We start from the raw sequence: 24,267 nt of genomic DNA, 5'->3' as shown, positions 1-24,267 counted from the left end.
GCTGACCTCAGTGTGCGGTTGCTGGCTCTTCGGCCGTCAAGGCAGACAATGCATCCGGCTTGGCCGCCTTCGCCTTAGCGGCAACAGCCTTCTTGGCTTCGGCGACCTCGAGTGCGGCGTCGAATTTCTCCTTCGCCTCATCGAGCGGCATGGCGTTCTGCAGGAAGGACGGCCGGACGTCGACGTCCTCGTCTTCCTCGCTCTCGCCTTCCTCCTTCTCGACGTCGTTCTCGAGCTTGGCGGTCACGCGATCGAACAGGTTGCCCTGGTCGTTCCAGCCCATGAGGTCGAACCCCATGATGATCTCGTCCATCAGGGATTGCCGTTTCAGATCATCGCCCAGCTTCTCCATCTTGGAGATGACGGCGAAGGCGTGGCGGCTGAAACCGGTACGCTCGACGAAGGTCTTGACGTGGCGGCCATGGAAGCCGCTGTAGCTCGAAGACTGCTCCTTTAGCCGAGAGGCCTCATTGATCGCAGCCCGGAACTCCGACGGCTTGATCTTGATGACGCGTTCGACTTTCTCTTTCTTCTTCCGGCCGCGGGCCATGGGGCTCTCCTATTGGTTGGCGGTTGGGGATTTGGACTTGGCGATCAAGGCCTCGGCGACGCTTCGCCAGTGCAGGGCGTCATCGGTGTAGTGACCGGACAGCCGAACGGCGCGCCGATAGCGGCGTAGCGCGAAGGCAATTCCAACCCGGAAGTAGATGGCGCGGACCAGGTTCAACGGAGCGCCTCCCGGCGTTTCAGGAGGGCCTCAAGGTCGGCATCGATCGCGGCTTTTTCCGCGGCCTCGGCGGCGCGGTCGAGCCAGCGCGGCGGCTTGTCCATGATCGCGCATAGGAACTCGATGCCGTAGACGAATGTCAGGCGAACGATCGCGGGCCCGTTGGGTGTGTTCTGGCGAGCAAACCATTTCCTGACAGTGTCGACAGGAAGATCGGTTGCTGCGGCGACGTGTTCGGCCGGCTTGTTTGGATAGATCTTCCGCAGATGTGCGGTGACCCGATCCCGCAACTCGGGACCGGAACAAATGCCAAACAAGGAATTGATATTGCCGCGAGAGGAATTTTGGAGGTGGGACATTCCAGACCTATCCAACGATGCTGATTGCATCGAAGGACGGCCATCAGGGAGAACAGTGACACCTTGCATGGTCAGAACTCACGGCGTGAAAGGAGCTCGAGCGGCATCTTGGCGGAGGACGCGAGAGCTAAAGGAAAAGGCCGGCCCCTTTGCAGGGAGCCGGCTAGTGCCGTCGCAGGGAGGGGGACATGCGACGGGAGATTTCATGAGAGCCACCGAGTGGCGAGGCCGATCAGGCCGGCGATGACGAAGCCGATGAAGATCACGGCTGCGAGCGCGACGACACGATTGCCGCCGGCGAGAGGCTCGGCGAGCGTGTTGTAGTCGGGGTCGATGCCGGGGTCGTCGGGCTGCTGCATCAGGGGCGTTCCTTCAGCAGGTTGCCCACAAGGCTCGCGCCAGCCATGGCAGCGATGAGATAGGCGAGGACGATGGCCCAGATCATGCCGCCACCTCGGCAGGTGACAACGCAACCGGTCGCAACACGTCGGTCGGCCAGGGGGCGATCTCCGGCCAGTTGTCGGAGAACCACTGGATTGCCCGCTCAACGCGCCGTGAACCCATGTCGCCACCCTGGCGAAGGTGATTCAAGCGAGTGCCGTCACCGAAGACCAGCGTGGATACGCGGGATTCCGAGAGTTTGCGCTGGTCGGCGAAGGCCGATGCCAACTTCAGAAGGGTGCTTATCTGGCTCATATCGCCACGATGCGATAAAAATAGCCCTTTCGCAAGGGTAAATTTAGCGCAAGCGGGATATTGTTGTGCGCGATAATATTATCTCATGAACGATGACAGCACCCTTGCCGGCCGAATTCAGATCCGGCTAAGCGATCTGAAATTGGATCCAACTCCAACCTCATTGGAAGCGGGTCTGTCCTCGAGTGCCATTCGTAACATCCTAGAAGGTAAGTCGAAATCGCCCAGGAATGACACCCTGGTTCGATTGGCTCGCGTCCTCAAGACAACGGTGGATTGGCTTGGTGAAAACCGCGGACCAAAGGAGCTGGAGGTCATTTCTGCCGAGCCGTCGCTACCCCCAAGGCAAACCTTGCCTCCGCCGAATTCATCCCTCTCGACGGTGCCAGCGCCGAGGATGCTGGACGATCATATAAACGTCCTTGGATTGGCAAAAGGAGGCGCCGATGGGCGCTTTCAATTCAACGGCGATGTCGTCGAAACTATTCCGCGCCCAGACTTTCTGCGCGGGGTCGTAGGGGCTTATGGCCTGTACGTCGAAGGGGACAGCATGTTCCCGCGTTATAAGGCGGGCGAGCTGGTGTGGATCCATCCCGGCAAGTCGCCAAAGCGCGAAGACGACGTAGTGGTGCAGCTCCACCCGGATGTGGAAGGCGATCCGCCAGAGGGTTATATCAAGGAATTTAGGGGGTGGTCCCCCAGTAAGCTTTTGCTTTGGCAGTGGAATCCTGCAGAGGAATTCAATATTGATAGACCTCTCGTCAAGGCGATCCACGTGATTGTTGGTCGCCGCTAGGCCGCATAGGCCTCTGCTCCAGCCGGCGGAATACGGCCGACCTCAGCGATAATCTCGGCATCCTGGAATTCGCCCAGATCAGGGTCGCCCGTTCGTGAAAATGCGATGGCTCCCACAGAGAGGCCTATAGCGGCGGCAAGCTTAATTGCATGATCTCGATCGCGTGCCTCGCGCGCTTCACCGGGCAAAAGCCTGCCTCGCATTCCCTCAACAAATGGCAGAACGACGAAGTACGTGATGCTGGCCACGATGCTTCCCCCAAACGCTCACTGAACTAGAACAATTCAAGAACATGGCTAACGAGGAGTCAACGGAGGTGGGACGATTTTTTATTGCTGTGTTGCAAAATCATGCGACGAAGATAAATTTATCGCTATTGGCGTTGACAAGATAAAAATATCGCTCATTATCTTCTCCATACCCGGTCGACACCGGATGGAGAGCTCAAATGCCTCACCTCATCACCAAGACCTGCTTTGGTCGCTATGGCGTCACCTTCGACGAGTGCGCCGCCTCACTTACCCGCAAGGAAATCGTCGAGCGTTTCGTCAACGGCGAGTTTGATCCCAGCGATAAGCGCGGGCAGGGGCTGCTGCAGGTCCTGGAAATCGATCCGGCCGTCGGCACCTGCAAGGACGTCACCAAGGCGATCTGCCAAGAGGCCGAGCACTACATCGCGGCGAACGAACTGCACTGCGATGGCAATCGCCTGCGCCTGATGCAGGATTACAAGGTCGTGCCGGACTGGGTCTCCGAGATCGTCGAGGGCAGGTGGCTTGAAGCTGCTCCGTCTCTGGTCGCCGCGGAGTAGGGTCCATGACCGGCCCGCTCCTCCCAACCTTCCGCACGATCGGCTCAGCGGCCCAGGCCGTTGTCGCCCGGGTCCAGTCCGTCCGAGACATCGGCGATTTCCTGGCCGTGTCGGGCGTCGATCTCGACGACCGGGCGCGCTGCCTGGAACTGCTCACGGTCCAGAAAGGCCCGGTGCCGGCGCTTCCCTTCGATCCGGTCGAGGTTCTTGCTTGCTTCGACGACGCTTTGGAAGGCGCCCGCGCTCGCCGCCGGCAGATGGAGGCAAGCCATGCTGTCGGATAAGGAAGTCGCTGCCTTCAAGGCTTGGCTGACCAAACGCGGGGCGATCGTCGATCCGCCGACAAACGTCTGGGAAGTCCTGCGCGTCCGGACGTGCTTTGGACCGTTCGTCGTCTACACGAACAAGGCGGGCCGGCAGACTTGGCCGGATGAACTGGTCGATATCCTGAATTCCTACAAGGCGAAGCAGGATGTGGCGTTGTCGCCAGACCTGAAAAGCAAGGTTCGCCTCCGTCACCTCATCGAAGATCTCTCCAAGCGAGACGGGCTTTGGTGCTGGTTCTGCGAGATCGGATTCCTGTCGCCTGACAGCGCCGCGATCACAATCGAGCACCTCGTACCCAAGGCCCACGGCGGCCCCAACCATCCGTCGAACCTCGTACTGGCATGCAGGGACTGTAACGGGGAAGCCGGCAGCAAGTCGGTCTCGGAAAAGGTCGTGATGCGCGATCAGAAACGCGGTTTCGTCTGCCAGCCGGTGGAGAAGCGCCATGCCTCCGTTTGACCAGATCCGCTCTGTCATTGCGGCCTGGCGCGCATGGCGGTGGAAGAAGCTCGTGGGCCCGATCGTCGAGGAGATCGAGACGCTTCGTCAGCAGCGCGCCGAGGCAAGCAAGCGCCACCGCAAGGTCAGCAGCTTCGACGACCGCATGGTTGCCCTCAGGACCCAGCAGATCAAGAGGGAACTCGGCCTATGATCGACGCAATTCCCTGGAACGGCCAGAAGATCACGAAGCCGGGCATTTACTCCGGCGTGCCGATGGAGGCCTACCACTCCAATATCTGCGAGGGGCCCAGCATTTCGTCATCTGGCTTGCGGCTGCTCGATAGCCGGTCGCCAGCCCACTATTGGGCGCAGTCCTATCTGAACCCGAAGCGCAAGCCGGAGGAGCAGAAGGACGCCTTCGATTTCGGGCGGGCCGCTCACACCCTCCTGCTCGGCGAGTCCGATTTCAAGAAGCGCTACGCGGTGCGGCCGGATGAATGGCCGGATTGGCGAACGATGGATGCGAAGGCCTGGCGCGATGAGATGCGTAAGGCTGGCCGAACGGTCCTGGTGCCGGATGACCTCGTTGCGATCCGCGGCATGGCGGCGAGCCTGGCGCGCGATCCCAGCATCCAAGCGGGCCTGCTTCAGGGCCATGTCGAGCGCTCGATATTCTGGCAGGACCGAAAGACCGGCGTCTGGCTGAAGTGCCGGCCCGACGTCATCCCGGTATCCGACGGCATCGCAGGCGACATCAAGACGACGACGGATGCCTCGCCCGACAAGATCCAGCGTGCGGTTCAGTCCTGGGGCTACGACGCCCAGGGTGCGCTCGTCGGTGAGGCTTTCCGGCAGGTGCTTGGCTTCGAGATGACCGACTTCGTGCTGGTCTGGATCGAAGGCGACGCCCCCTGGGCGGTGAATGTCTCGCCCGTCGATCCGGAGTGGATCAGCTACGGCGCCCGGCGCAACCGGCGCGCGATCGACAAGTTCGCGGCCTGCCTGAAGTCGGGCGAATGGCCTGCTTACCCCTCTGAAATCACGACATCCATGCCGGATTGGCTCCGAAAACGGGTCGAGACGGAGACGAAGTTCGGTCTCCTTCCGGAAATCGAAAACACCTATCAGGAAGCAGCAGAATGAGCACCGCCGTCGCGCTCCAGGAAGAGCGCCAGAAGCCATCCCAACTCCAGGCCTTCATGGGCCGCGTGTTGCCACCCGCAGACAAGCAGGCAGTGAAGTCAGTCCTGCCTGCACACGTTCCGTTCGAGCGGTTCGAGCGGAATCTGTCCAACGCCATCATGAACCAGCCGAAGCTGATGACCCTCAATCCGCGTGAGGTCTTCCGCGAGGTCGCCAAGGTTGCTGCGCTCGGCCTTCTCTTCGATGCTCAGCTCGGTGAGGCTTATCTGATCGCGTCGGCGACCGGCCCGCAGGCTCGCATCGGCTACCGGGGGCTGATCAAACTCGCCCGACAGTCCGGAGAGATAGCCAGCGTCTACGCCCATGAAGTCTATGAAAACGATGAGATCGAGTGCGTCCTCGGTGACGAGAAGCGCTTGAAGCACAAGCCGGACCTGTTCGGCGACCGTGGCGAGATCGTCGGTTATTACGCGGTGGTCAAGTTCAAGGACGGCGAGACCGATTTCGAGCCAATGACGACGGTCCAGATCGACAAGATCCGGGACAAATCCGACGGATTCCGGGCGTTCAAGGCGGGCAAGATCAAGAGCACGCCCTGGTCGACTGACTACGACGAGATGGCAAAGAAGACCTGCATCCGCCGGCTGATGAAGCGGCTGCCGCAATCACCCGATCTCAGCACCGCGCTCCAGATCGAGGACAGAGCCGAACATCACCTCGAGCTGCAGGCCGAACAGCCGACCGGGCTCGTCCATCGGCTGCGAAACGCTCAGGAGCCGGCACAACAGATCGAAGGTTTCTCCCAGGAACATGTCGATGCCGAGACTGGCGAGGTGCTGGATCAGGTGCCGGCGGATGGGGAACCGTCAACCGAAACGGGCGATGCGGCAACCGAAGTGGCCGAGACGTCAACCGACCAGGACGGTGCCGAGCACAACGACGACGACCTGCCGGATGACGACAGCCTCCTGGGGAAGGCTCGTGCCAAATCGATCGAAGGGACAAAGGCATTCAGGTTCTGGAAGGGCAAGCTGACCGAAGCCGAAATGGCCGAGATCGAGCCGCACCTCAAGGGGTTGGACCAGGCCGCTAAGCAGGCTGATGGGGGCGCGGCATGAGTAAATTAGGGGGGGTGATCCCGCATATGGAGATTGGGGAAGAGCTGAGGATTCAAGTCCCAACTGTTCACAACGACAACATCGCCTTCGAGATCTCCCTTATCGAACAGCCTACTTGCAAGGGCGCCGATTCTCGCTCGGAGTTCATTGAAAGTCGCGGCATAGCCGGCCTCCACTTCCGTTCGCCCGAGGAAGTCTTCGAGTGCTTCAGCCGTCACGAAGCAATGCACGATTTCGGCGTCGCCCTGCATCCGGAAGCCCACGCCATGGAGGCGAACGAACGGCTCTCCGACAAAATCGTGCAGCGGCATGACGGCTCTCCTTCAGCTCTCGACAGTACCAATGCAAAGGGAACTGTCCATGGGTGACAGCACCAAGATCGAATGGACCGATGCGACCTGGAACCCCGTGGTTGGGTGCACAATCGTCTCGCCCGGCTGCACCAACTGCTATGCCATGAAGCAGGCTGCGCGCCTTCTCGACGGCAACCCGAAGGCCTCGCACTATGCCGGCACCACCCGCAAGGTGAATGGACAGGCAGTCTGGACTGGCAAGGTTGCGCTCGCGCCCGAGCATATCCTCACCCAGCCGCTGCGCTGGAAACGGCCGCGCAAGATCTTCGTCAACTCCATGGCCGACCTCTTTCATGAGGATGTTCCGGACGAATGGATCAATCGAGTTTTCGCCGTCATGGCACTGGCGCCGCAACATACCTTTCAGGTGCTGACCAAGCGCTCCGCGAGGATGAACCAGTTTCTCGCCAATGAGTATGGTGCATTGCCAGGCCGTATTTTCCCCTATTGGGCGAAGACCGCTGTCGAGCAATTCGGAACCGGGTTCAAGGAACCGCAACCGCTGGACATGCCGTTGCCGAATGTCTGGCTCGGCGTCTCAGCAGAGGATCAGAAGCGGGCGGACGAGCGTCTGCCCGACCTCAGAAGCACGCCGGCTGCCATTCGCTTCGTCTCTTTCGAACCCTTGCTCGGGCCGATCGAGAATATCGATTTCACCGGCATCCATTGGGCGATCGTCGGTGGCGAAAGCGGACATGGCGCGCGGCCGATGCATCCGACCTGGGAAAGGTCGATCCGCCTCCAGTGCGCCGATGCCCATGTCGCTTACCTCGGCAAGCAATGGGGGCAATGGGCGCATATGCCGGAGCGCGCCCACTTCAAGGAAGGCGCCCGCGTGGAATGGCAGCGCGTTCCTTCGGGTGTGGACGGTGTCCGCCCAGCTCTCATGTTCAAGGTCGGCAAGAAGGCTGCCGGCCGGCTGTTTGACGGTGTCGAGCGCAACGGTGTCCCCGAGGTGACGGCATGATCTCACTCCATCACATAAATGCCGGCTTCCTCGCACGCCACGATAAAGGCCTTGCGGGACAAGGCCACGGTGGCCGATCCAGGCAACGCATCGAGACAGGCCTTGCGCGTCGCGTTACAGACGACAGGAAGAAGCTAAAGCCCCCTCTAATCCGCAGGCTGGTCCCGCCGCTTTTGGGCAAGCTCTTTTTGTTTCTGGGCGTGATTCAATCTCGCCTCAAGGCGGGATGCGATCCAAGGAGCAACGGCGCCCAAAAACAGGGCCACGGCCAATGCCTTTATCAGGTTTACGAGCCAGGATTCATTGCTGGCCGTCGATTGTCCCGGCGCCGGCATCATGAGGACCAACGTCGCCACGGAAACGGAGAAGACCACAGGTGCCCATCGACGAAATCGCATTGTCATAGTCCGTGGCCGCTGAAACGGTTCGGCCCATCCCTTGAGATTGTCGGTCCTCAGCCTGAGGAAAGTCAAATCGGATGGAGGGCTGGGTGCATGCCTTCACTGAACGACATACATCCCAGCCTCGTCGCAGGCCTCGATGAACGCCTTACGCGCCAGGTCAGCAGGCACCGCTCCGGCCAAGGCATCCAGGCAGGCTTTCCGGGCAAGCATATGCTTCTCGCCCCCCTCAATGGGCCAATGGTTGAGCAATACGTTGGCGGCTTCCTCAGGCGATGCTGCGACCCGAAAGGTTCCGACCCCGGTCTCGAATTTGACAGGGTGAGTCCAGGTTTTGTCGTTCATGGCGCACCTCCGCGCTTTCAACGTCGGCGGGGCGATCTGGTTCCACGGGAGGAAGCCACGCCACTAGGAACCTTCGACTATCTCCACCCCGAGATGCATGCACGCCTCAATGAAGGTCGCTCGGGCGTCCTCAGTCGACGTGGCGTTTCTAATCGCGACGATGAATTTCTGGCGCCCGCGGACCGGCTGCCCGCGGGAATCTATTGGCCAGTTTTTGAGCAGGAAACTCACTGCTTCTTCGGTCGAGGCGATCCTGCGGTAATCGCCGATGTAGGTTTGCAGGTCGACCGGCCGTGCCCAGAGATGAATGTGCATGAACGTACCTCGGCCCTACAACTGGCCTCCGGCATTGAGGTTCCGGCTGGAGGTGCGGCATGACGGTCCTGCACCCCTGCCACAACTGCCACCGCAAACCCGATTGCAGCATCCGCGCGAAGACGCTGGCGGCTCTCAAGGGCCTCAGCATCACGAAGGCAACGCTGCAATGCCGGCTGCCGCAGAAAGACTTCCCGCCAGGTGCCGTCGTCGAGGTGAAGGCGTTCGATCTCGTCCCTGAGCCCGACGAATTTACGGGCTTCCGTAAGAGGGAAGTAACCCGACGGGGCGTGATCCGTTCGTGGCATCAGCGCAAGGCTACCGTCGTCCTGGACAAGGACCAGGAGATCGAGAAGGGCTTCGAGGAGGGCGCGATCGGCTACCTGAAGGTGCCATCCGACCGCCTGACTGCGATTGGCCTACCGCCTGTCGAGCTCTGCTCCTGCGACCTATCCCAACAGCGATGCGATGCCGGCGACTATCCGTCCGTGCGGGGAGGGAAGTTTCAGTGTGGGAGTGAGGTGGAATGAGCGCTTTGCATTCCTGCCTCCGGGTTCTACTCGCTGCGAGCCGCGGCATTGTGTTGGATGGCGGCGATCAACACCGCAAGTTGGCGCTCGATTTCATTTTCAATACGCACAAGATCTTTGAATATTTTGAAGTAAGAGAGTTCATTTTTGTTCGCAATCAGTCGCTCTTTGAAGAAAATGAAATTGTTGTAGACGTTAAGTGCCTCAGCGAGATCATCGGAAAACAGTCGATCTCTAATAGCATCAATATTTCGGATAACGACATCGATTGTTGCGACACATCCGTCAGTAACGAAATCCGCATTAATTCGCGACACGTCAGAAAGTCGGGAGCCGTAATTTTCAACCATTCTTTGGTGGCACAATCTAAGTATTGCCACCAATGCACGCGCTCCGTGTCGGCCATCCCGGGTTGCAAGTTTCTCGTTGTGGTGGATTTGGACGGATACAGCGAAAAATGCCGCTGCTGCTGCTGCGAGGGTGAAAATACCTGTCAGCAAGGTCTGATATCGATTCAGCCAAAAATCGAAGCAATTCAACGCCGGGTTCCCTTTGAGCATAGCGTCGGTCGGCGGGCACAGGGCGGCGTTTGCCGGATGCCACAACAAGCCAGCCAGCACGATGAAAATCAGAACCGCTGCGGCGGCAATCGCGCCTTTGTCGTCCGAAGCTTTCGGCGCCTTCGACATCGTCTCGCTCCCCGCGTGATCTCACGACGTTGGGCCGAGTCTCTGCGCTCTTTCAATCACCTGCCGTGGGGGTGGGGAGGGCTTATCGACAGGTTCAACGGGAGTGCCGTCGAAGCGGCAGGGGGTATTTAATGGAAATCGCTCTCTCGCCCGCACAGTGGCGCTACCACGAAAAGGCTAAGGTATGCACGGCACGCGGCGACACGTTCGCCGTCGGGCAAGTGGGAACGGGCGTCCATACAGCAAAAAAAATGATCGCCGCAGGCTTGTGGCGTGAAGCGGCACCAAAGCCCTGGCGCCGAGGGTTCGCAGTCCATTACGAGGTCACCCCCTTCGGCATGACCGTATCGAGAGCGGAAAGGGGCACCAAATGACCGATCGCCCGATTCTCATGTCTGCGCCGATGGTCGGCGCCCTACTCGCCGGCACGAAGACGCAAACGCGCCGCATCATCAAGCCACGGCATAACCCGAATAGGCCGAACCTGTTCGACGGCACCTGGTCGGATAGCTACGTGCTCGACCCCGGCAATCAGAAGTGGCGCGATGATGCCTACTCCTGGCGCGTCGGTGACTGCCTGTGGGTGCGGGAGGCATTGGCTGCGGACCACAACGATCAGGGCATGCGATGGATCAGCTATGCGGCTGACCACGCCGTTCCGCCGGATCTCGGCAACATGGTGTGGTCATGGCGCCGACCGACACTGCCTTCGATCCACATGCCCCGCTGGGCCAGCCGCCTCACGCTGACCGTGACTGGCGTCAAGGTCGAGCGGTTGCGGGACATCAGCGAGGTGGATGCATGGGATGAGGGGATCATCTCCTTCCATCGCAGCGCTGAAAGATTGGATTGGCCCGGCGCGTCCGATGGCGATGTTGCTGCCGCAATCATTGAGACCTACGGGTCTGCGCGCGACGCCTTCCGTGATCTTTGGGAATACATCAACGGCCCCGGCTCCTGGGAGGCAAACCCCTGGGTGGTAGCGCTGACCTTTGCCGTGCATACGCAGAATATCGACGCGCTGAAGGAGGCGGTATGACCGAAATCTCAGCGTCTGCAGCGCTTCTTCAACAAGGACCGCGACGGTGCCACCCACATCATGCTGCATGTTCACCACAATGGCGTGGGAGAACTGTGAGCCTAATGTCTTCAGCATTAACCGCACGCTGCGGTGCTCAATCATGGAAAGAAAGTTTTGGGTATGCATTTAGTTTTGTTGAAGTCCAATTTGGGTCAAGTTCATCCCACATCAGAACAACTGTCGCTTGCAATAGGTCGGCCAGCAACGGATGCATGTCGGCGGTATTTACTCTCTCTCCGGGAAAAGAAAGGCGTGGAATAGTGGTCCGTTCTGGGTTCGGAGGAGCAGCATGACGCGCTCTCCCCGTCTCCCGGACCCGTCGCTGATCAACGACGACACACCGCTGCAGCTTCATATCGCTGCACAACTCGCATATCCCGATGGATCAATGTCGGTGAGCGGCTTGCGCAAAGAGCGGGATCGGGGGACTCTCGCTGTCGAGCGTGTGGCAAATCGCGAGTACACGACGCTCGGTGCGATCAAGAGAATGAGAGAGTCATGCCTCGTCCGACAAAAGGCGCCCGCCTCGTCTTCCGTGAAAACCGTGGCCTCTGGTTCATCAGGGACGGACAAAAGGAGCGAGGAACTGGCTGCGCTAAGCCGGACCGTGCAGCGGCTGAGAGAAAGCTCAAAGACTACCTCGCCGAAAAACACCAACCGGACTTCGGCGGCGGTGATCCGTCTGAAGTAAGCATCGTCGATGCCCTGACACTCTATGCCAATGAGCATGCACCAACTGTCGAGCGGCCCGATGTCATTCTCGGGTCGGTCGAGACCCTCGGCGAGTTCTGGGCCGGGATGACGGTTGCCCAGATCACGAAGAACACTTGCAAGGAATATGTGAAGTGGCGAACGGCCCAGCCGGATAGTCGCTACAAGGATCCGGAGAAGGCCCCGCGGATCAGCGACCAGACGGCTCGCCGCGAGCTTGAGGATCTCCGGTCCGCACTTGGGTATGCAGTCGGCGAGAACAAGCTCAACCGCGTGCCGGTCGTCCATCTCCCCGATAAGGCAGATGCCGTCGATCGCTGGCTGACTAGGAACGAAGCCGCCCGCCTGCTTTGGGCGGCGTGGAAGCCGTGCTGGGGCCAGACAAAGCCGCCGAACATGAGGGAGAGGAATTGGCAGGAGCTCAAATACATGAGCCGCCACCTTGCCCGCTTCATTCTCTGCGCGCTCTATACTGGTACCCGCAAAAGCGCGACGCTCGGCCTGCAATGGCTGCCAAATACGGTGAGCGGCCGCGTCGATCTCGAACGCCGGCTCATCTACCGGAAGTCGCAGCGCCAGGCGCAGACCAACAAGAGGCAGACGCCAGTTCCCATCAGCAGCCGGCTGCTGCCGCACCTCAAGCGTTGGAAGCGGCACAGCACCACGCACGTCATCGAGTTCGAGGGCGCACCTGTTGCGAGCATCAAGCGCTCATGGGCTTCGGCGGTGCTGAGAGCTGGCCTGTCCGACGATGTGACGCCGCACGTTCTCCGGCACACCTTCGCGACCTGGGCGATGCAGAGCGGCCAGCCGATCCCGCTCGTCGCCGGCGCGCTCGGCACCTCAGAGAAGATCGTTCGTGACGTCTATGGGCACCACCATCCCGACTTCCTTCGCGATGTCGTGGACGCAGTGGGGTCGTATTGATCGCTGGGGGTGGACCCCGCACCAGAAATGCACCATAAACCCCGGCGACGAACATGCACGAATCGGGGTGATTTCGACGCTCTGAAGCGGAAATCATGGCCTAAAAGGGGAGGCCTCGCCGTTTACACCGAGAGGGTCGGCGGTTCGAGCCCGTCACCGCCCACCATTCATTGAATATTCAGAATCGTCGATTTGTGTGTAGCGCGCGCTCAGCGCCTGCCTGATGCTAACTGGCGCGGTACCAGCCGTTGTTCCTGCCGGTGTACCTCGATCGAGTCCAGGCCCTTGTCGAACAAGGCCGGGTCGCCTTCCAGATAGGTGGCCGCCCAAATCTCCGCCTCGATGAGATCATCGAAAATCGGTGCATCCGGCAATGGTTCGACGTGAGCGCCGCGGCGTTTCATGATGATGAACTGGGTCATTCGAGTCGTCCTGAATAGTGCATTCATCAATGAAATGCGCAGCGAGGCGCGGGGTTCCACGGCGAGGTCGTTTCAGGCACTCGCCGGCCGGGCGTCACTTGTCGAAATCGATGCACGGCGTCTCTATGTCCTGTTGGGTTGGGAGGATCGCGCGTGGCCGGGTCGGATTGACATCGGACCGATGCCGAACTAAGCGATTACGGCCTGCTGATTTGAGCGGAAGGTTTTATGTCAGAGCTTGTGGGAAACCGCTGACCGTCTCGATTTGACGAGACATGAGAAAGCATTGCGAGGCACTGCGGCCGGATCGGGCGCGTGCGCGGGCGATGCTTGTCATGGTTTCTGCGACAGGCTCCACCATCATGAATATCTCACGGGGCGAGCAGCGTGTGCTGCACGTGCTGGCCCAGGGCGGGCATATCCGTCATCACCGCGGCGATAGTGGCCGCATCCACCATGTCGACTGTTTCACCCGCGACGGCCATCGTCTGGCCGATTGCACGCTGGAGACATTCGGCAAACTCCACCGCAAACGGCTGATCGAATCCCACGCCTCCGGTCCCTACCGTATTTCGCGCAAGGGGCGGGAGAGCGTGCGCGCGCAGGCCGATAATCGCTGAATAGGGGAAAAACCATGCAGATCCGACCAGAACGTGCCGATGACATCGATACCATCCGCGCGATTACCAAGGCGGCCTTCGAAGGTAAGCCGTACAGCAGCCAGACGGAGGCGGCGATCGTCGACGCCTTGCGGGCGGCCGGAGCCTTGACTTTGTCCCTGGTGGCGGAAGAAGACGGCGAGGTTGTCGGTCATGCCGCCTTCTCGCCCGTCACCATCGAGGGCGCTTTCCGGCAGTGGTATGGGCTGGGGCCCGTATCGGTGCGGCCGGATCGCCAGAAGGGTGGTATTGGCCGGGCGCTGATCGAGGCAGGCCTGGCCCATCTTCGCCGGCAAAAGGCAGATGGCTGCGTCGTGGTGGGCAATCCTGCCTATTACGGCCGCTTCGGCTTCAAGAACGAAGAGCAGCTTTGCTTTCCCGGCCTGCCGCAGGTCTATTTCCAGTGCCTGCCCTTCGGGGCCGAGACGCCGCACGGAAACGTGGCCTACCACCCGGCTTTCGACGCGAAATAGTGGACCCGTCCGCTGCGATTGAGGCGTGGCGGACGGCCTTTCAAGCTCCGAAAGAGGGCCAGGCTTCGTCCGCCGGCGCGATCACTGCGGGTGGGCGGGGCCATTCGATAGAGAAGGCAGGATCGTCATAGCGATAGCCGCGAGCGTGGCCGGGAACATATTTGCGGCCCATGCCGTACAAGACGTCCGTCCCTGCTTCGAGCGTCAGGAAGCCGTGAGCGCAGCCTTCGGGAATATAGAGCTGATGAAGGTTGTCGGCGCTCAGATCCGCACCGATCCATTGGCGAAAAGCCGGGCTGTCCGGTCTGAGGTCGACCACGACATCATGGATCGCGCCCCGTGCCACCTGGACGAGCTTGGCCTCGGCATGAGGCGGGTCCTGAAAATGCATGCCACGCAGCGTGAAGGCCTTGTCGTTGCGCGAAAGATTGGTCTGCACAGGCGCGAAGGTGATGCCGGCCGCGGCGAACTCGTCCGGGCAATAGGTGCGGGCGAAAAAGCCGCGATCATCACGCCGCGGTTCCGGCTTGATCAGGAAGCAGCCAGGGATCCGCGTTTCGCTGAAGATCACGGCGTGAGCCTGATGCTGGGCACTGCCGTCACGAAGGAACTGCCCGATGGCATCAGGGGGCGCGTCTGCTCCATCACTTCCTCGGCGATGTTCCAGGGCAGGATGACGAGATAGTCCGGCGCAATCTCGCTGATCTTGTCGGGTGAGAGAATCGGGATCTGGCTGCCGGGCAGCAGGCGGCCCTGCTTGGCCAGCGAGCGGTCGAAGACCGCCACGATATCGGCAGGGCCGACACCGCAGAAATTCAGGAAGGTGTTGCCCTTGGCTGCGGCGCCATAGGCGGCGATGGTCTTGCCGGCCGCCTTTGCCTCGGCCAGGAAGGCAAGGAAGCCGCGCTTGACCTCGGCGACCTTGGCGGCAAAGCCTTCATAGCCTGCCAGCGCGTCGAGACCGGCGGTATGCTCCTTAGCGCGCAGCGCATCGAGCCGCGCCGAGGGCCGGTGGCTGGAAGCAATCGGAGCCGCGAACAGGCGCAACGAGCCGCCATGCGTCGGCAGTTCCTCCACATCGATTGCCTTGAGGCCCACGGCGGCGAACACCTTCTCCACCGTCACCAGCGAGAGGTAGGAAAAGTGCTCGTGATAGATGGTGTCGAACTGCACCTTCTCGATCAGATTGAGTACATGCGGGAATTCGAAAGTGACGACACCTTCGGGCTTCAGCAAGGTGGCGAAGCCGCCGACGAAATCGCTGATGTCGGGGACATGGGCGAGCACGTTGTTGGCAGCCATGAGGTCGGCGCGCTTGCCCTGGCCGACGAGGCGCCTGGCGGTTTCGACACCGAAGAAAGCGACCTCGGTATCGATACCCTTGGCCCGGGCCGTCTCGGCGACGTTGGCAGCCGGTTCGACACCGAGCACCGGCACGCCTGCAGCCTTGAAATGCTGGAGCAGATAGCCGTCATTGGAGGCGATCTCGACCACCAGGGAGTTGGCGCCGAGCCCGAAGCGCTCGATCATCGCGTCAGCATAGCGCTTGGCATGCGCGACCCAACTGTCCGAATAGGAAGAGAAATAGGCATAGTCGGAGAAGATGGCGTCCGGCGGCACGGAATCGTCGACCTGGACCAGCAGACAGCTCGGGCAGACGCGGGCATGCAGCGGGAAGCTGCGCTCGGGATTGCTGTCGTCGGGCAGGCGATAGTCATTGGCGAGCGGCATCGAGCCGAGATCGCACAAAGTGGTCGTCAGCGGCGTGGCGCAGAACCGGCAATGGGGAAGCGTCGTCGTGGCAGCGGTCATGGCAGCGGTCTCAGAGCGTCGAGAAACGGGAAATCTGGTCGAGGGTGTAGGCATGCATGTCCTGCCCGATGGCCTCGGCAGCATACCATTGCGCCGTCCATTCCAGGCTGGACGGCCCGGCGAGGCGGTCCTGCCAGCCGAGCAGTTGGCGGGCGAGTTCCGAATTGACGGTCAGGGCCTTCATCTCGATGGAGCCGGGCACCGGCTTGTGCAGCCAGTCCGGCTTGCGGTCGAGGGCCTGGAAGACGGCATCGGCCACGGCCGAAACGGGCAGGGGCCGGGAGGGATCCGGGCCGAAATTGAGCGAGCGCGGTGTGTCCGGGACGGTGGCCAGCCGCTCGGCATAGACGAGGTAGCCGTTCACGCAGTCCAACACATGCTGCCAGGGCCTGACGGCCTCGGGATGGCGCAGTTCCAGCGGCTTTCCGCTGCGCACGGCGCGTACGATATCGGGAACCAGCCTGTCTGCGGAATGGTCGCCGCCGCCGATGACGTTGCCGCCACGTGCAGTGGCAACCGGCACCCCAGCCTTGTCGAAATAGGAGCGCGCATAGGCATAGGTGACGATCTCGGCCGCCGCCTTGGATGCGGAATAGGGGTCTTTACCACCGAGCTTGTCGTCCTCCCGGAAGGCCGCTCCCTCTTCCTGGTTGAGATAGACCTTGTCCGAGGTCACCGCGAGGATACAGGCAAGGCCGGGGCGGGAGCGCAGGGCATCGAGCAGATGGACGGTGCCCATCACATTGGAACCGAAGGTCTCGATCGGTTCGGCGAGCGAGCGACGCACCAGGGCCTGGGCGGCGAGATGCAGCACGATCTGCGGTTGCGCCGCATCCACGGCGCGACGCACGGCGTCGGTGTCGCGCAGGTCGCCGAGAATGGAGTGGACAGCTTCTTTCACGCCGGCTGCGGCGAACAGCGGCTGGTCGGCGGCCGGCGGCAGCGCAAAACCGGTGACCTCGGCTCCCAGCCGATGCAGCCACAGGGCCATCCAGCTCCCCTTGAAGCCGGTATGGCCGGTGAGAAGCACCTTCTTGCCCCGCCAGAAGCCGGGTGAAGGCAATGCGCCTGCGGCGAGTGCCTCGCTCACGGCCAGACCTTCCAGGGGGCCTTGCCCTGTGCCCATAATTGCTCGAGATGGTTCTTGTCGCGCAGGGTATCCATGGGTTGCCAGAAGCCGCCATGCCGGTAGGCCATCAGGTCGCCGGAGGCGGCGAGGGCCTCGAGCGGCGCACCTTCCCAGGAGGTCTGGTCCGTCTCGATCAGATCGACCACGCTCGGTTCCAGCACGAAGAAACCGCCATTGATCAGCGCGTTGTCGCCGGGCGGCTTTTCGATGAAGCGGGTGACCTTGTCGCCCTCCAGCGACAGGGAGCCGTAACGGCCGGGGGGGATCACGCCGGTCAGCGTGGCGCGCTTGCCGTGCTTCTTGTGGAAGGCGATGAGGGCGCCGATGTCGACATCGGCGACGCCGTCACCATAGGTGAAGCAGAAGGGTTCGCCCGGCGCCAGGAAGGGCGCGACCCGCTTGAGCCGGCCGCCCGTCATGCTGGTCTCGCCGGTATCCACCATGGTGACCCGCCAGGGCTCGGCCTTCTGGTTGTGATAGATGACTTCGTTCTTCTCGGCGTCGATCGTCACATCTGCATTGTGCAGGAAGTAGTTGGAGAAATACTCCTTGATCATATAGCCCTTGTAGCCCAGGCAGATCACGAAATCGTTGATGCCGTAATGGCTGTAGATCTTCATGATGTGCCAGAGGATCGGCCGGCCTCCGATCTCGATCATCGGTTTGGGACGCAGATGCGATTCTTCGGAAATGCGCGTGCCCATGCCGCCGGCGAGAATGATTGCTTTCAAGGTCTGATCCGATAGACAGAGGGTGGTGGCGCGGCTATAGCCGCTTGGCTGTTCAATGGCAATCAAACGGCAGAAATGGCCCGCGTCAAATCCGGATTTCGAAAGCGCTTCAATATCCGCTACTGGCGTTGGCTGCTGGCGCGGGCGACCATTGGCCGGATTGGCCTACTGCGGCGGCGTTTTTCGTTCTATCCGCGCGGGGTCGATCCCGGGATCGCCGCGGCACTGGTCATCGAGGATCGCAAAACCGAGATGGCGACGTCGTTCACGCCGGAGGAAAGCACCTTCGTGCGGGACCGGTGCTGGTCCTATGACACATTGGCGCGCGAGTGGACGGGCGGCGTCACGGTTCCGGTGCAAGAGCTGGCTGTGACGGTGAAGCCGGCCGAGCTGCTCGGCCATGTCAGCCGCATTTTCGCACCTCGCCAGCAGGGCGTGGTGATACGCGATGTGAAATGGGTAAATTGGAATTTCGCCAGGGCCAAGCGGCTCCGGGTCCTGCCCGCCCTTTCCGGGCGTTGTCATCTGCTCGCCCGCACGGACAACTACTACCACGCGCTTTTTGAAGATCTGGTGCCGGTGATCGATTATCTCGAGCGCTTTCACCCCGAGGGCATGCCGCTCACCCTGCTGCTGCCGCCTTCCCGCCTGGAAAGCCTGAATCTCGGCTGTGCCTTGCTCGAGCAGGCCTATCCGGGCGTGCGCGTGGTCGCCATGCCGGACGACGCCAAAGTGGCGGTCGAGGAGGCGCTATGGCTTTCCTTCGATGCCGGCAATGCCGAATGGAGCTTTGCCGATGCCGCTCCGGTATGGCGGTTGGCAGAACTCTTCCGGGCACATTACCGGGTGGAGCCCGGCGGCGGCCGGCGCATCTTCTTTTCGCGGGGAGGCAGCAAGATCCGGCGCCTGCTCAATGAAGAGGCGCTCTGGGAGATTGCAAAAGGCCATGGTTTCGAGCGTTTCGAGGCCAAAGGCGACAATCATGCCGAACAGGTTCGGCTGTTCTCCCAGGCCGAGGTGGTTGTCGGCGTGCATGGCGCCGGGCTCGGCAATCTGGCGTTCTGCCGCCCCGGAACGCAAGTCATCGAGCTTTTTCCCGAGAATTTCACCAAGAGCACCTATCTATGGCTCAGCAAGCGGCTTGGCCTCGACTATAGCTGGCTCATCGGCGAGCCGGGCGACTACGATCAGGCCTTCGTGCTGAATGAAGATCTGCTGCGCGACAAGCTCGAGAAACTTTCTGCTCCTTCCTGAAAATTCCACCGGCCTCGGCCTGATCTGTGCCGGTGCCTTCTTCGTGTTCAAGGGACCGATCGGCTCCTGAGCCCGTTCAGATCTCGATCTCAGTTCCGAACTGCACCACCTGCGGCGCCGGGATGCGGAAATAGGAGGCCGAGCGCTCGGCATTGCGTTGGAGCATGGCGTAGAGCACCTCGCGCCAGAAGGCCATGCCCGCAATCCTCTTGGAGGGGATGATCGTCTCGCTGCCGATATAGAAGGAGATCTCGGCAAGGTCGAAGCCCGAGATCAGGCCTTGCGAGATGGCCAGCCGCATGCCCTTGAGCACGTCTGGTTCCTCCATGAAACCGAAGCGCAGGACGATGCGCTCGAAACCGGGCCGAAGCGAGGTCACCGTCACGCGGTCCCCGTCGTTGACGCGAGGGATCTCCGCCCCCTGCACGGTGACCAGCAGTACGCGTTCGGGAATGGCCTGGGTGTGGCGCAGGAAAATGCTCAGCGAAAGGGGCATGCCGATGGCGGCCGAACTCAGGAAGGCGGCCGTGCCCGGCAGCCTGACGGGACGCTGGGTTTTCATCGCCGCAAAGAAGGTCGTCTCCTCCACGCGCAGATGCTTACGGGCCTGTTCGGCCAGGATCTGGCCGCGGCGCCAGGTCAGCATCAGCATGGCGACGAAGATGGCCAACAGCAGCGGGTACCAGCCGCCCTCGAAGAGCTTGACGCCATTGGCGGAGACGAAGATCAGGTCAACGGCGAAGAAGGCACCATTGACCAGGATGACGAGGAAGAGATTGTATCCCCAGTGCCGGGCCACCAACGCCGCCAGCAGCGTGGTGATCGCCATCAGCAGGGAAACCGCGACGCCATAGGCACCCGCCAGCGCGGCAGACGAGCCGAAGCCGAGCACGGCGCCCAGCGTGGCGATGCACAGCAGCCAGTTGACCAGGGGAACGTAGATCTGGCCGAATTCCTGGTTGTCGGTCTGCTTGATGGTGAGCCGCGGAAGCAGACCAAGTTGTATGGACTGGCGCGCCAGCGAAAATGCTCCCGATATGATGGCCTGGCTGGCGATGACGGTGGCTGCCGTCGCAAAAATGATGACCGGGAAATGCAGCCAGTCGGGCACCAGATTGTAGAACGGATTGGAGGCGGCGGTGGGATTGCCGAGCAGCAGGGCGCCCTGGCCGAAATAATTGAGGACCAGGGCGGGGAGGGCGATCGTGAACCAGGCCAGGCGGATGGGGTTTCGGCCGAAATGCCCCATATCGGCATACATCGCCTCGCCGCCGGTGACGGCAAGGAAGGCCGCCCCCAGGATGGCAAAACTGACGGCCGGATTGGCCGTCACCAGGAAATGCAGGGCCACGAACGGGTTGAGGGCGGCGAGGATGGCAGGATTGCGCACGATGCTTGCCAGGCCCAGCAGCCCGATGAGGACGAACCAGGCCAGCATGACCGGGCCGAAGAAACGGCCGATCATGCCGGTGCCGTAGCGCTGGACCATGAACAGGACCAGAAGGATCGCGACGGTCAGGGGCACCACGATATGGGCCAGAGAGGGCGTGGCGACTTCCAGTCCTTCGATGGCGCTGAGCACCGAGATGGCTGGCGTGATGGCGCCGTCGCCATAGAGCAGCGCCGCACCGACCAGGCCGATGATCAGGAAGACGACATGGTGACGGCCTTCGCGGCGGCCGCTGCCGCCCAGAATGGCGAGGAGGGCGACGATGCCGCCTTCGCCCTTGTTGTCGGCGCGCAGGATCAGGATGGCATATTTCAGGGATACGATCAGGATCAGGGCCCAGAAGATTACCGAGACGACACCGGTCACGATCCAGGCCTGGCTCGCGCCGCCATCGCCGCTGGCGCCGATGGCCTGTGCGAAGGCATAGAGCGGGCTGGTGCCGATGTCTCCATAGACGACGCCGAGCGCCGCCAGGGCCAGTCCAGGTGAAAAACGAGATCCGTTAGCGCCCGCCGCAGTCGTCATCACCATCGCCCCGTGAACCTTCGGGAATTCTGCGATTGATGGCAGATTGTCGCACGCGGTCAAGGATGCCGAAGGTGTTATGCGGTGTCTTCAAAGCATTTCCGCTGGCTTGGGCCATGGCTTCGCCGATATGGTCCGCGCATGCAGTCATCCGCTTCCCTCTCTCGTTATTTTCTCGGCGTGCAATCCTCTTTCACCGGCAAGGCCTGGCGGGAAAGGCTGGATGCGCAGGGGCAGATGCAGGCCATGACCCTGGCCCAGCGCTCCGGCCAGCCCGACCTGCTGGCGCGCATCCTTGCTGGCAGAGGCGTGACGGCCGAGGAGACCGACGCCTATCTGGCTCCTACCCTGCGCCACTATATGCCCGATCCCTCGCGCCTGACCGACATGGACAAGGCGGCGGAGCGGCTGGCCGATGCCGTGGTGGCGCGTGAGAGCATTGCCATTTTCGGCGACTATGACGTCGACGGCGCCACTTCCTCCGCATTGCTTGCGGGGTGGCTGCGCGAGGTCGGCGTGCCGGCCCGGATCCACATTCCCGATCGTATCTATGAAGGCTACGGTCCGAACGAGGAGGCGATTCGACTGCTGCGGACCGAAGGCGCCAGCCTGCTGGTGACGGTGGATTGCGGCACGACGAGCGTCGACGTCCTCGGTAAGGCAGCTGAGCTCGGTTTCGAGACGCTGGTCGTGGACCATCACCAGGCCGGCGAAGCGCTGCCGCCGGCGGTGGCGGTGGTCAATCCCAATCGTCTGGACGATCTTTCAGGGCAGGGGCATCTGTGTGCCTGTGGCGTCACCTTCATGCTTCTCGTCGCCGCCAGTCGAAGCCTGCGCAAGCGCGGCTGGTGGCGGGAGCACCCCGAGCCGGACCTGATGGCACGCCTCGACCTGGTCGCCCTGGGGACGGTGGCCGATGTAGTGCCGCTGAAAGGACTTAACCGGGCCTTCGTGGCGCGAGGCCTCGCCGTCATGCGCCAGCGCCAGCGTGCCGGCCTGCGCGCGCTGATGGACATGGCCCGCCTGGACGGGCCGCCACGTCCCTATCATCTCGGCTTCCTGCTCGGCCCGCGCATCAATGCAGGTGGGCGCATCGGCGATGCCGCACTCGGGGCAAGGCTGTTGATGACAGAAGACGGCGAGGAGGCGGCTTCGATCGCCGCGACATTGGACCGGCTCAACCGGGAGCGCCAGACGGTCGAGGCTATCATGCTGGAGGAAGCGCTGGCCGAGGCGGTCGCGGCCCTTGGCCTCGAGGAGACGGGCGCGACAGTGGTGACGGCCTCGCGAAATTGGCACCCGGGTGTCGTGGGCCTGGTAGCCGCCCGTCTCAAGGAGCGCTTCGGACGTCCCGCCTTTGCTGTTGCCTTCAACAAGGATGGCGTCGGCACGGGATCCGGGCGCTCGATCGGGGGCGTGGATCTGGGCAAGGCCGTAAGGCAGGCGGTGGAGCGCGGTCTCATCGTCAAGGGCGGTGGCCATGCCATGGCCGCTGGCATCACTCTGGGCCAGGACCAGCTCGGCGCTTTCCGGGCCTATCTGGAGGCGGAACTCGCATCCGCCGTCGAGACGGCACGGGCAGACGCAGCCCTGGAGATCGATGGCGCACTCGCAGCTGGCGGCGCGACCACCGGCCTGATCGAGATGCTCGAAAAGGCCGGCCCGTTCGGCCAGGGCAATCCCGAGCCCGTGCTGGCGCTGCCGGGCCACCAGCTCGCTTTCGTCGATACGGTCGGGGAAGCGCATCTGCGTCTGCGCCTTAAGGCGCATGACGGCGCGATGCTCGACGCTATCGCCTTCCGCTCGGTCGGGCAGCCCTTGGGCGATGGCCTCGTCGGCCATCGCGGCAAGGCGGTACATGTCGCCGGCACCTTGAGTGTCGACCGCTATGGCGGGCGTGAACGCGTGCAATTGCGCGTGATCGACGCTGCCCCCGCCATTACCTGACCGGAGAGCGGTTCTGTCTGTTCACACCGGTGGCGGATTGCGTTCGGCGAAACCACGCTGGTGCCAATAGGGATAGGGCAGGGTGACGGTGCTGGCTTCGTCCAGACGAGCGATTTGCTCCGGCGTCAGCGACCAGCCGACGGCACCGAGATTTTCGTGCAATTGCGCCTCGTCGCGTGCGCCGATGATCACGCTGGCAACACTGGGGCGCTGCAGCAGCCAGTTGAGGGCGATCTGGGGTACGCTCTTGCCGGTTTCGCCGGCGATGGCGTCGATCGCATCGACGACACGATAGAGCAGTTCATCGGCAACCGGCGGACCATCGGCGGCGGTCTGGTGCAGGCGGCTACGCTCCGGCAATGGCACGCCACGACGCAGCTTTCCGGTCAGGCGTCCCCAGCCGAGCGGGCTCCACACCACGGCGCCGACCTTCTGGTCGAGACCGAGCGGCATCAGCTCCCATTCATAGTCGCGGCCGACGAGCGAATAATAGGCCTGGTGGGCGACATAGCGCGGCAGGCCCTGACGGTCCGACGCCGCCAGGGACTTCGCCAGATGCCAGCCGGAGAAGTTGGAGACGCCGATATAGCGGATCTTTCCGGCACGGATCAGGTCGTCGAAGGTCTGCAGCACTTCCTCCACCGGTGTGAGCGCGTCGAAGCCGTGCAATTGGAACAGGTCGATATAGTCGGTGCCGAGCCTCTTCAACGCCTTGTCGACGGCGTCGGTGAGATGGAAACGGGAAGAGCCGACATCGTTCGGCCCGGGGCCGGAGCGGAAGGTCGCCTTGGTTGAGATGATCACCCGATCGCGGCGCCCGGCGATGGCCTTGCCGAGAATCTCCTCGGCGAGGCCTGACGAATAGATATCGGCGCTGTCGAACATGGTGACGCCGGCGTCGATGCAGATGTCGAGCAGGCGCCGCGCGCCTTCCGCATCGGTCGAGCCCCAGGCTTTGAAGAAATCACCGCCGCCGCCGAACGTGCCGGTTCCCAGGCTAAGCGCGGGTACCTTGAAGCCCGAGCCGCCTAACTGACGATATTCCATGGAGTTTCCTCATTTACGGAACGAAGCCGGCTCGCGACGATCTCGATCGCCGGCATTCGAAACATATGCTGGTATTGAAAC

At 62.0% G+C, this 24,267-nt stretch carries 34 protein-coding genes and 1 pseudogene; 17 read left to right on the top strand and 18 right to left on the bottom strand.

Annotated elements, in window-relative coordinates; translation table 11 throughout:
* Positions 1 to 7: 7 nt before the first annotated feature.
* The 5 genes from U1R88_RS04660 to U1R88_RS04640 form a co-directional block, all read right to left on the bottom strand.
* Entirely contained in the window at positions 8 to 550 is a 543-nt protein-coding gene (locus U1R88_RS04660) for a hypothetical protein (protein WP_322430182.1), read from the bottom strand.
* 9 nt (positions 551 to 559) lie between these two features.
* A complete protein-coding gene (locus tag U1R88_RS04655) occupies positions 560 to 727 on the bottom strand; it encodes a hypothetical protein (RefSeq protein ID WP_322430181.1) in 168 nt (55 codons plus the stop codon).
* The gene (locus U1R88_RS04650; protein ID WP_322430180.1) at positions 724 to 1,155 is read right to left on the bottom strand and encodes a hypothetical protein; all 432 of its coding nucleotides are present in this window, start codon (positions 1,153 to 1,155) and stop codon (positions 724 to 726) included. The genes U1R88_RS04655 and U1R88_RS04650 overlap by 4 nt, the downstream gene beginning before the upstream one ends.
* Before the next feature lie 134 nt (positions 1,156 to 1,289).
* Positions 1,290 to 1,445, bottom strand: coding sequence for a hypothetical protein (locus U1R88_RS04645; RefSeq protein WP_322430179.1), 156 nt, complete (start codon positions 1,443 to 1,445; stop codon positions 1,290 to 1,292).
* An 82-nt stretch (positions 1,446 to 1,527) separates the two neighbouring features.
* Positions 1,528 to 1,782, bottom strand: a complete 255-nt coding sequence (locus U1R88_RS04640; RefSeq protein WP_322430178.1) for a hypothetical protein — start codon at positions 1,780 to 1,782, stop codon at positions 1,528 to 1,530.
* A gap of 85 nt (positions 1,783 to 1,867) precedes the next feature.
* On the opposite strand from U1R88_RS04640, the gene U1R88_RS04635 reads away from it, so the two are divergent.
* Positions 1,868 to 2,578 carry a LexA family transcriptional regulator gene (locus U1R88_RS04635; RefSeq protein WP_322430177.1) on the top strand — a complete coding sequence of 237 codons (711 nt, stop codon included), beginning with the start codon at positions 1,868 to 1,870 and terminating at the stop codon, positions 2,576 to 2,578.
* Here the strand turns inward: U1R88_RS04635 and U1R88_RS04630 are convergent.
* Complete coding sequence (locus U1R88_RS04630) at positions 2,575 to 2,826, bottom strand: hypothetical protein (RefSeq protein WP_322430176.1); 252 nt, start codon at positions 2,824 to 2,826, stop codon at positions 2,575 to 2,577. The two genes, U1R88_RS04635 and U1R88_RS04630, sit on opposite strands and share 4 nt — an antisense overlap.
* 200 nt (positions 2,827 to 3,026) lie before the next feature.
* Between U1R88_RS04630 and U1R88_RS04625 the strand changes: the two genes are divergently transcribed.
* Genes U1R88_RS04625 through U1R88_RS04600 form a run of 6 tightly spaced genes read left to right on the top strand, consistent with a single transcriptional unit; the run spans position 3,027 to position 6,418 of the window.
* Entirely contained in the window at positions 3,027 to 3,389 is a 363-nt protein-coding gene (locus U1R88_RS04625) for a hypothetical protein (protein ID WP_322430175.1), read from the top strand.
* Positions 3,390 to 3,394: 5 nt separating this feature from the next.
* The gene (locus U1R88_RS04620; protein WP_322430174.1) at positions 3,395 to 3,673 is read left to right on the top strand and encodes a hypothetical protein; all 279 of its coding nucleotides are present in this window, start codon (positions 3,395 to 3,397) and stop codon (positions 3,671 to 3,673) included.
* Positions 3,660 to 4,175, top strand: a complete 516-nt coding sequence (locus U1R88_RS04615) for an HNH endonuclease (RefSeq protein ID WP_322430173.1) — start codon at positions 3,660 to 3,662, stop codon at positions 4,173 to 4,175. Before U1R88_RS04620 ends, U1R88_RS04615 begins: the two co-directional genes overlap by 14 nt.
* Entirely contained in the window at positions 4,162 to 4,368 is a 207-nt protein-coding gene (locus tag U1R88_RS04610; RefSeq protein ID WP_322430172.1) for a hypothetical protein, read from the top strand. Before U1R88_RS04615 ends, U1R88_RS04610 begins: the two co-directional genes overlap by 14 nt.
* Positions 4,365 to 5,300 (top strand): PD-(D/E)XK nuclease-like domain-containing protein, encoded by a 936-nt coding sequence (locus U1R88_RS04605; protein WP_322430171.1) that lies wholly within the window; start codon positions 4,365 to 4,367, stop codon positions 5,298 to 5,300. The genes U1R88_RS04610 and U1R88_RS04605 overlap by 4 nt, the downstream gene beginning before the upstream one ends.
* Entirely contained in the window at positions 5,297 to 6,418 is a 1,122-nt protein-coding gene (locus U1R88_RS04600) for a recombinase RecT (RefSeq protein ID WP_322430170.1), read from the top strand. Before U1R88_RS04605 ends, U1R88_RS04600 begins: the two co-directional genes overlap by 4 nt.
* Positions 6,419 to 6,423: 5 nt before the next feature.
* Here the strand turns inward: U1R88_RS04600 and U1R88_RS04595 are convergent, their stop codons facing one another.
* Positions 6,424 to 6,729, bottom strand: a complete 306-nt coding sequence (locus tag U1R88_RS04595; protein WP_322430169.1) for a DUF1488 family protein — start codon at positions 6,727 to 6,729, stop codon at positions 6,424 to 6,426.
* A 49-nt stretch (positions 6,730 to 6,778) separates the two neighbouring features.
* On the opposite strand from U1R88_RS04595, the gene U1R88_RS04590 reads away from it, so the two are divergent.
* Positions 6,779 to 7,738, top strand: a complete 960-nt coding sequence (locus tag U1R88_RS04590) for a phage Gp37/Gp68 family protein (protein ID WP_322430168.1) — start codon at positions 6,779 to 6,781, stop codon at positions 7,736 to 7,738.
* Positions 7,739 to 7,740: 2 nt separating this feature from the next.
* On the opposite strand, the pseudogene U1R88_RS35650 reads toward U1R88_RS04590, so the two are convergent.
* From U1R88_RS35650 to U1R88_RS04580, 3 genes and pseudogenes are all read right to left on the bottom strand, one after another.
* A pseudogene (locus U1R88_RS35650) lies at positions 7,741 to 7,842 on the bottom strand (DUF982 domain-containing protein); the annotation flags it as partial.
* 396 nt (positions 7,843 to 8,238) lie between these two features.
* On the bottom strand, positions 8,239 to 8,484 hold the full coding sequence (locus U1R88_RS04585) for a DUF982 domain-containing protein (protein WP_322430167.1): 246 nt from the start codon (positions 8,482 to 8,484) through the stop codon (positions 8,239 to 8,241).
* A gap of 63 nt (positions 8,485 to 8,547) precedes the next feature.
* Complete coding sequence (locus tag U1R88_RS04580) at positions 8,548 to 8,799, bottom strand: DUF982 domain-containing protein (RefSeq protein ID WP_322430166.1); 252 nt, start codon at positions 8,797 to 8,799, stop codon at positions 8,548 to 8,550.
* Between the two features lie 59 nt (positions 8,800 to 8,858).
* Here U1R88_RS04580 and U1R88_RS04575 point away from each other — a divergent pair, with 59 nt between their 5' ends.
* Entirely contained in the window at positions 8,859 to 9,329 is a 471-nt protein-coding gene (locus U1R88_RS04575) for a hypothetical protein (protein WP_322430165.1), read from the top strand.
* Between the two features lie 26 nt (positions 9,330 to 9,355).
* On the opposite strand, the gene U1R88_RS04570 is transcribed toward U1R88_RS04575, so the two are convergent.
* The gene (locus tag U1R88_RS04570) at positions 9,356 to 10,018 is read right to left on the bottom strand and encodes a hypothetical protein (RefSeq protein ID WP_322430164.1); all 663 of its coding nucleotides are present in this window, start codon (positions 10,016 to 10,018) and stop codon (positions 9,356 to 9,358) included.
* 131 nt (positions 10,019 to 10,149) lie between these two features.
* On the opposite strand from U1R88_RS04570, the gene U1R88_RS04565 reads away from it, so the two are divergent.
* The 4 genes from U1R88_RS04565 to U1R88_RS04550 all read left to right on the top strand — a co-directional run bounded on the left by U1R88_RS04565 (position 10,150) and on the right by U1R88_RS04550 (position 12,737).
* Positions 10,150 to 10,392, top strand: coding sequence for a hypothetical protein (locus U1R88_RS04565; protein ID WP_322430163.1), 243 nt, complete (start codon positions 10,150 to 10,152; stop codon positions 10,390 to 10,392).
* Positions 10,389 to 11,057, top strand: a complete 669-nt coding sequence (locus tag U1R88_RS04560) for a hypothetical protein (protein ID WP_322430162.1) — start codon at positions 10,389 to 10,391, stop codon at positions 11,055 to 11,057. Before U1R88_RS04565 ends, U1R88_RS04560 begins: the two co-directional genes overlap by 4 nt.
* Before the next feature lie 15 nt (positions 11,058 to 11,072).
* Complete coding sequence (locus U1R88_RS04555) at positions 11,073 to 11,156, top strand: ATP-dependent Clp protease adaptor ClpS (RefSeq protein WP_322430506.1); 84 nt, start codon at positions 11,073 to 11,075, stop codon at positions 11,154 to 11,156.
* A 441-nt stretch (positions 11,157 to 11,597) separates the two neighbouring features.
* Entirely contained in the window at positions 11,598 to 12,737 is a 1,140-nt protein-coding gene (locus U1R88_RS04550) for a site-specific integrase (protein ID WP_322430161.1), read from the top strand.
* A gap of 209 nt (positions 12,738 to 12,946) precedes the next feature.
* Here U1R88_RS04550 and U1R88_RS04545 read toward each other — a convergent pair whose 3' ends face one another.
* Positions 12,947 to 13,159, bottom strand: coding sequence for a hypothetical protein (locus tag U1R88_RS04545; RefSeq protein WP_322430160.1), 213 nt, complete (start codon positions 13,157 to 13,159; stop codon positions 12,947 to 12,949).
* 362 nt (positions 13,160 to 13,521) lie between these two features.
* Here U1R88_RS04545 and U1R88_RS04540 point away from each other — a divergent pair, with 362 nt between their 5' ends.
* Together U1R88_RS04540 and U1R88_RS04535 are read left to right on the top strand one after the other, a co-directional pair.
* Entirely contained in the window at positions 13,522 to 13,779 is a 258-nt protein-coding gene (locus tag U1R88_RS04540; RefSeq protein WP_068296378.1) for a YjhX family toxin, read from the top strand.
* A gap of 14 nt (positions 13,780 to 13,793) precedes the next feature.
* Entirely contained in the window at positions 13,794 to 14,291 is a 498-nt protein-coding gene (locus U1R88_RS04535; protein WP_322430159.1) for a GNAT family N-acetyltransferase, read from the top strand.
* Positions 14,292 to 14,331: 40 nt separating this feature from the next.
* Here the strand turns inward: U1R88_RS04535 and U1R88_RS04530 are convergent, their stop codons facing one another.
* The 4 genes from U1R88_RS04530 to rfbF are packed head-to-tail and all read right to left on the bottom strand — an operon-like array spanning position 14,332 to position 17,963.
* Positions 14,332 to 14,862: a dTDP-4-dehydrorhamnose 3,5-epimerase family protein gene (locus tag U1R88_RS04530; protein WP_322430158.1), complete on the bottom strand. Its 531-nt coding sequence runs from the start codon at positions 14,860 to 14,862 to the stop codon at positions 14,332 to 14,334.
* Complete coding sequence (locus tag U1R88_RS04525; protein WP_322430157.1) at positions 14,859 to 16,103, bottom strand: class I SAM-dependent methyltransferase; 1,245 nt, start codon at positions 16,101 to 16,103, stop codon at positions 14,859 to 14,861. The genes U1R88_RS04530 and U1R88_RS04525 overlap by 4 nt, the downstream gene beginning before the upstream one ends.
* A gap of 10 nt (positions 16,104 to 16,113) precedes the next feature.
* Positions 16,114 to 17,193: a CDP-glucose 4,6-dehydratase gene (rfbG, locus tag U1R88_RS04520; RefSeq protein ID WP_322430156.1), complete on the bottom strand. Its 1,080-nt coding sequence runs from the start codon at positions 17,191 to 17,193 to the stop codon at positions 16,114 to 16,116.
* Positions 17,190 to 17,963 carry a glucose-1-phosphate cytidylyltransferase gene (rfbF, locus tag U1R88_RS04515; protein WP_322430155.1) on the bottom strand — a complete coding sequence of 258 codons (774 nt, stop codon included), beginning with the start codon at positions 17,961 to 17,963 and terminating at the stop codon, positions 17,190 to 17,192. Before rfbF ends, rfbG begins: the two co-directional genes overlap by 4 nt.
* 75 nt (positions 17,964 to 18,038) lie before the next feature.
* Between rfbF and U1R88_RS04510 the strand changes: the two genes are divergently transcribed.
* Positions 18,039 to 19,217, top strand: a complete 1,179-nt coding sequence (locus U1R88_RS04510; protein ID WP_322430154.1) for a glycosyltransferase family 61 protein — start codon at positions 18,039 to 18,041, stop codon at positions 19,215 to 19,217.
* Positions 19,218 to 19,293: 76 nt separating this feature from the next.
* On the opposite strand, the gene U1R88_RS04505 is transcribed toward U1R88_RS04510, so the two are convergent.
* Positions 19,294 to 21,192 carry a potassium transporter Kup gene (locus U1R88_RS04505; RefSeq protein ID WP_322430153.1) on the bottom strand — a complete coding sequence of 633 codons (1,899 nt, stop codon included), beginning with the start codon at positions 21,190 to 21,192 and terminating at the stop codon, positions 19,294 to 19,296.
* A 141-nt stretch (positions 21,193 to 21,333) separates the two neighbouring features.
* On the opposite strand from U1R88_RS04505, the gene recJ reads away from it, so the two are divergent.
* Complete coding sequence (gene recJ / locus U1R88_RS04500) at positions 21,334 to 23,139, top strand: single-stranded-DNA-specific exonuclease RecJ (protein WP_322430152.1); 1,806 nt, start codon at positions 21,334 to 21,336, stop codon at positions 23,137 to 23,139.
* A gap of 21 nt (positions 23,140 to 23,160) precedes the next feature.
* On the opposite strand, the gene U1R88_RS04495 is transcribed toward recJ, so the two are convergent.
* On the bottom strand, positions 23,161 to 24,186 hold the full coding sequence (locus U1R88_RS04495) for an aldo/keto reductase (protein WP_322430151.1): 1,026 nt from the start codon (positions 24,184 to 24,186) through the stop codon (positions 23,161 to 23,163).
* Between the last annotated feature and the right edge of the window lie 81 nt (positions 24,187 to 24,267).

Source organism: Labrys sedimenti (assembly GCF_034424805.1).
GTDB classification, from domain to species: Bacteria; Pseudomonadota; Alphaproteobacteria; order Rhizobiales; family Labraceae; genus Labrys; species Labrys sedimenti.
The sequence above is the reverse complement of the archived record's forward strand: the minus strand, read 5'-3'. Positions and strand labels throughout refer to the sequence as shown.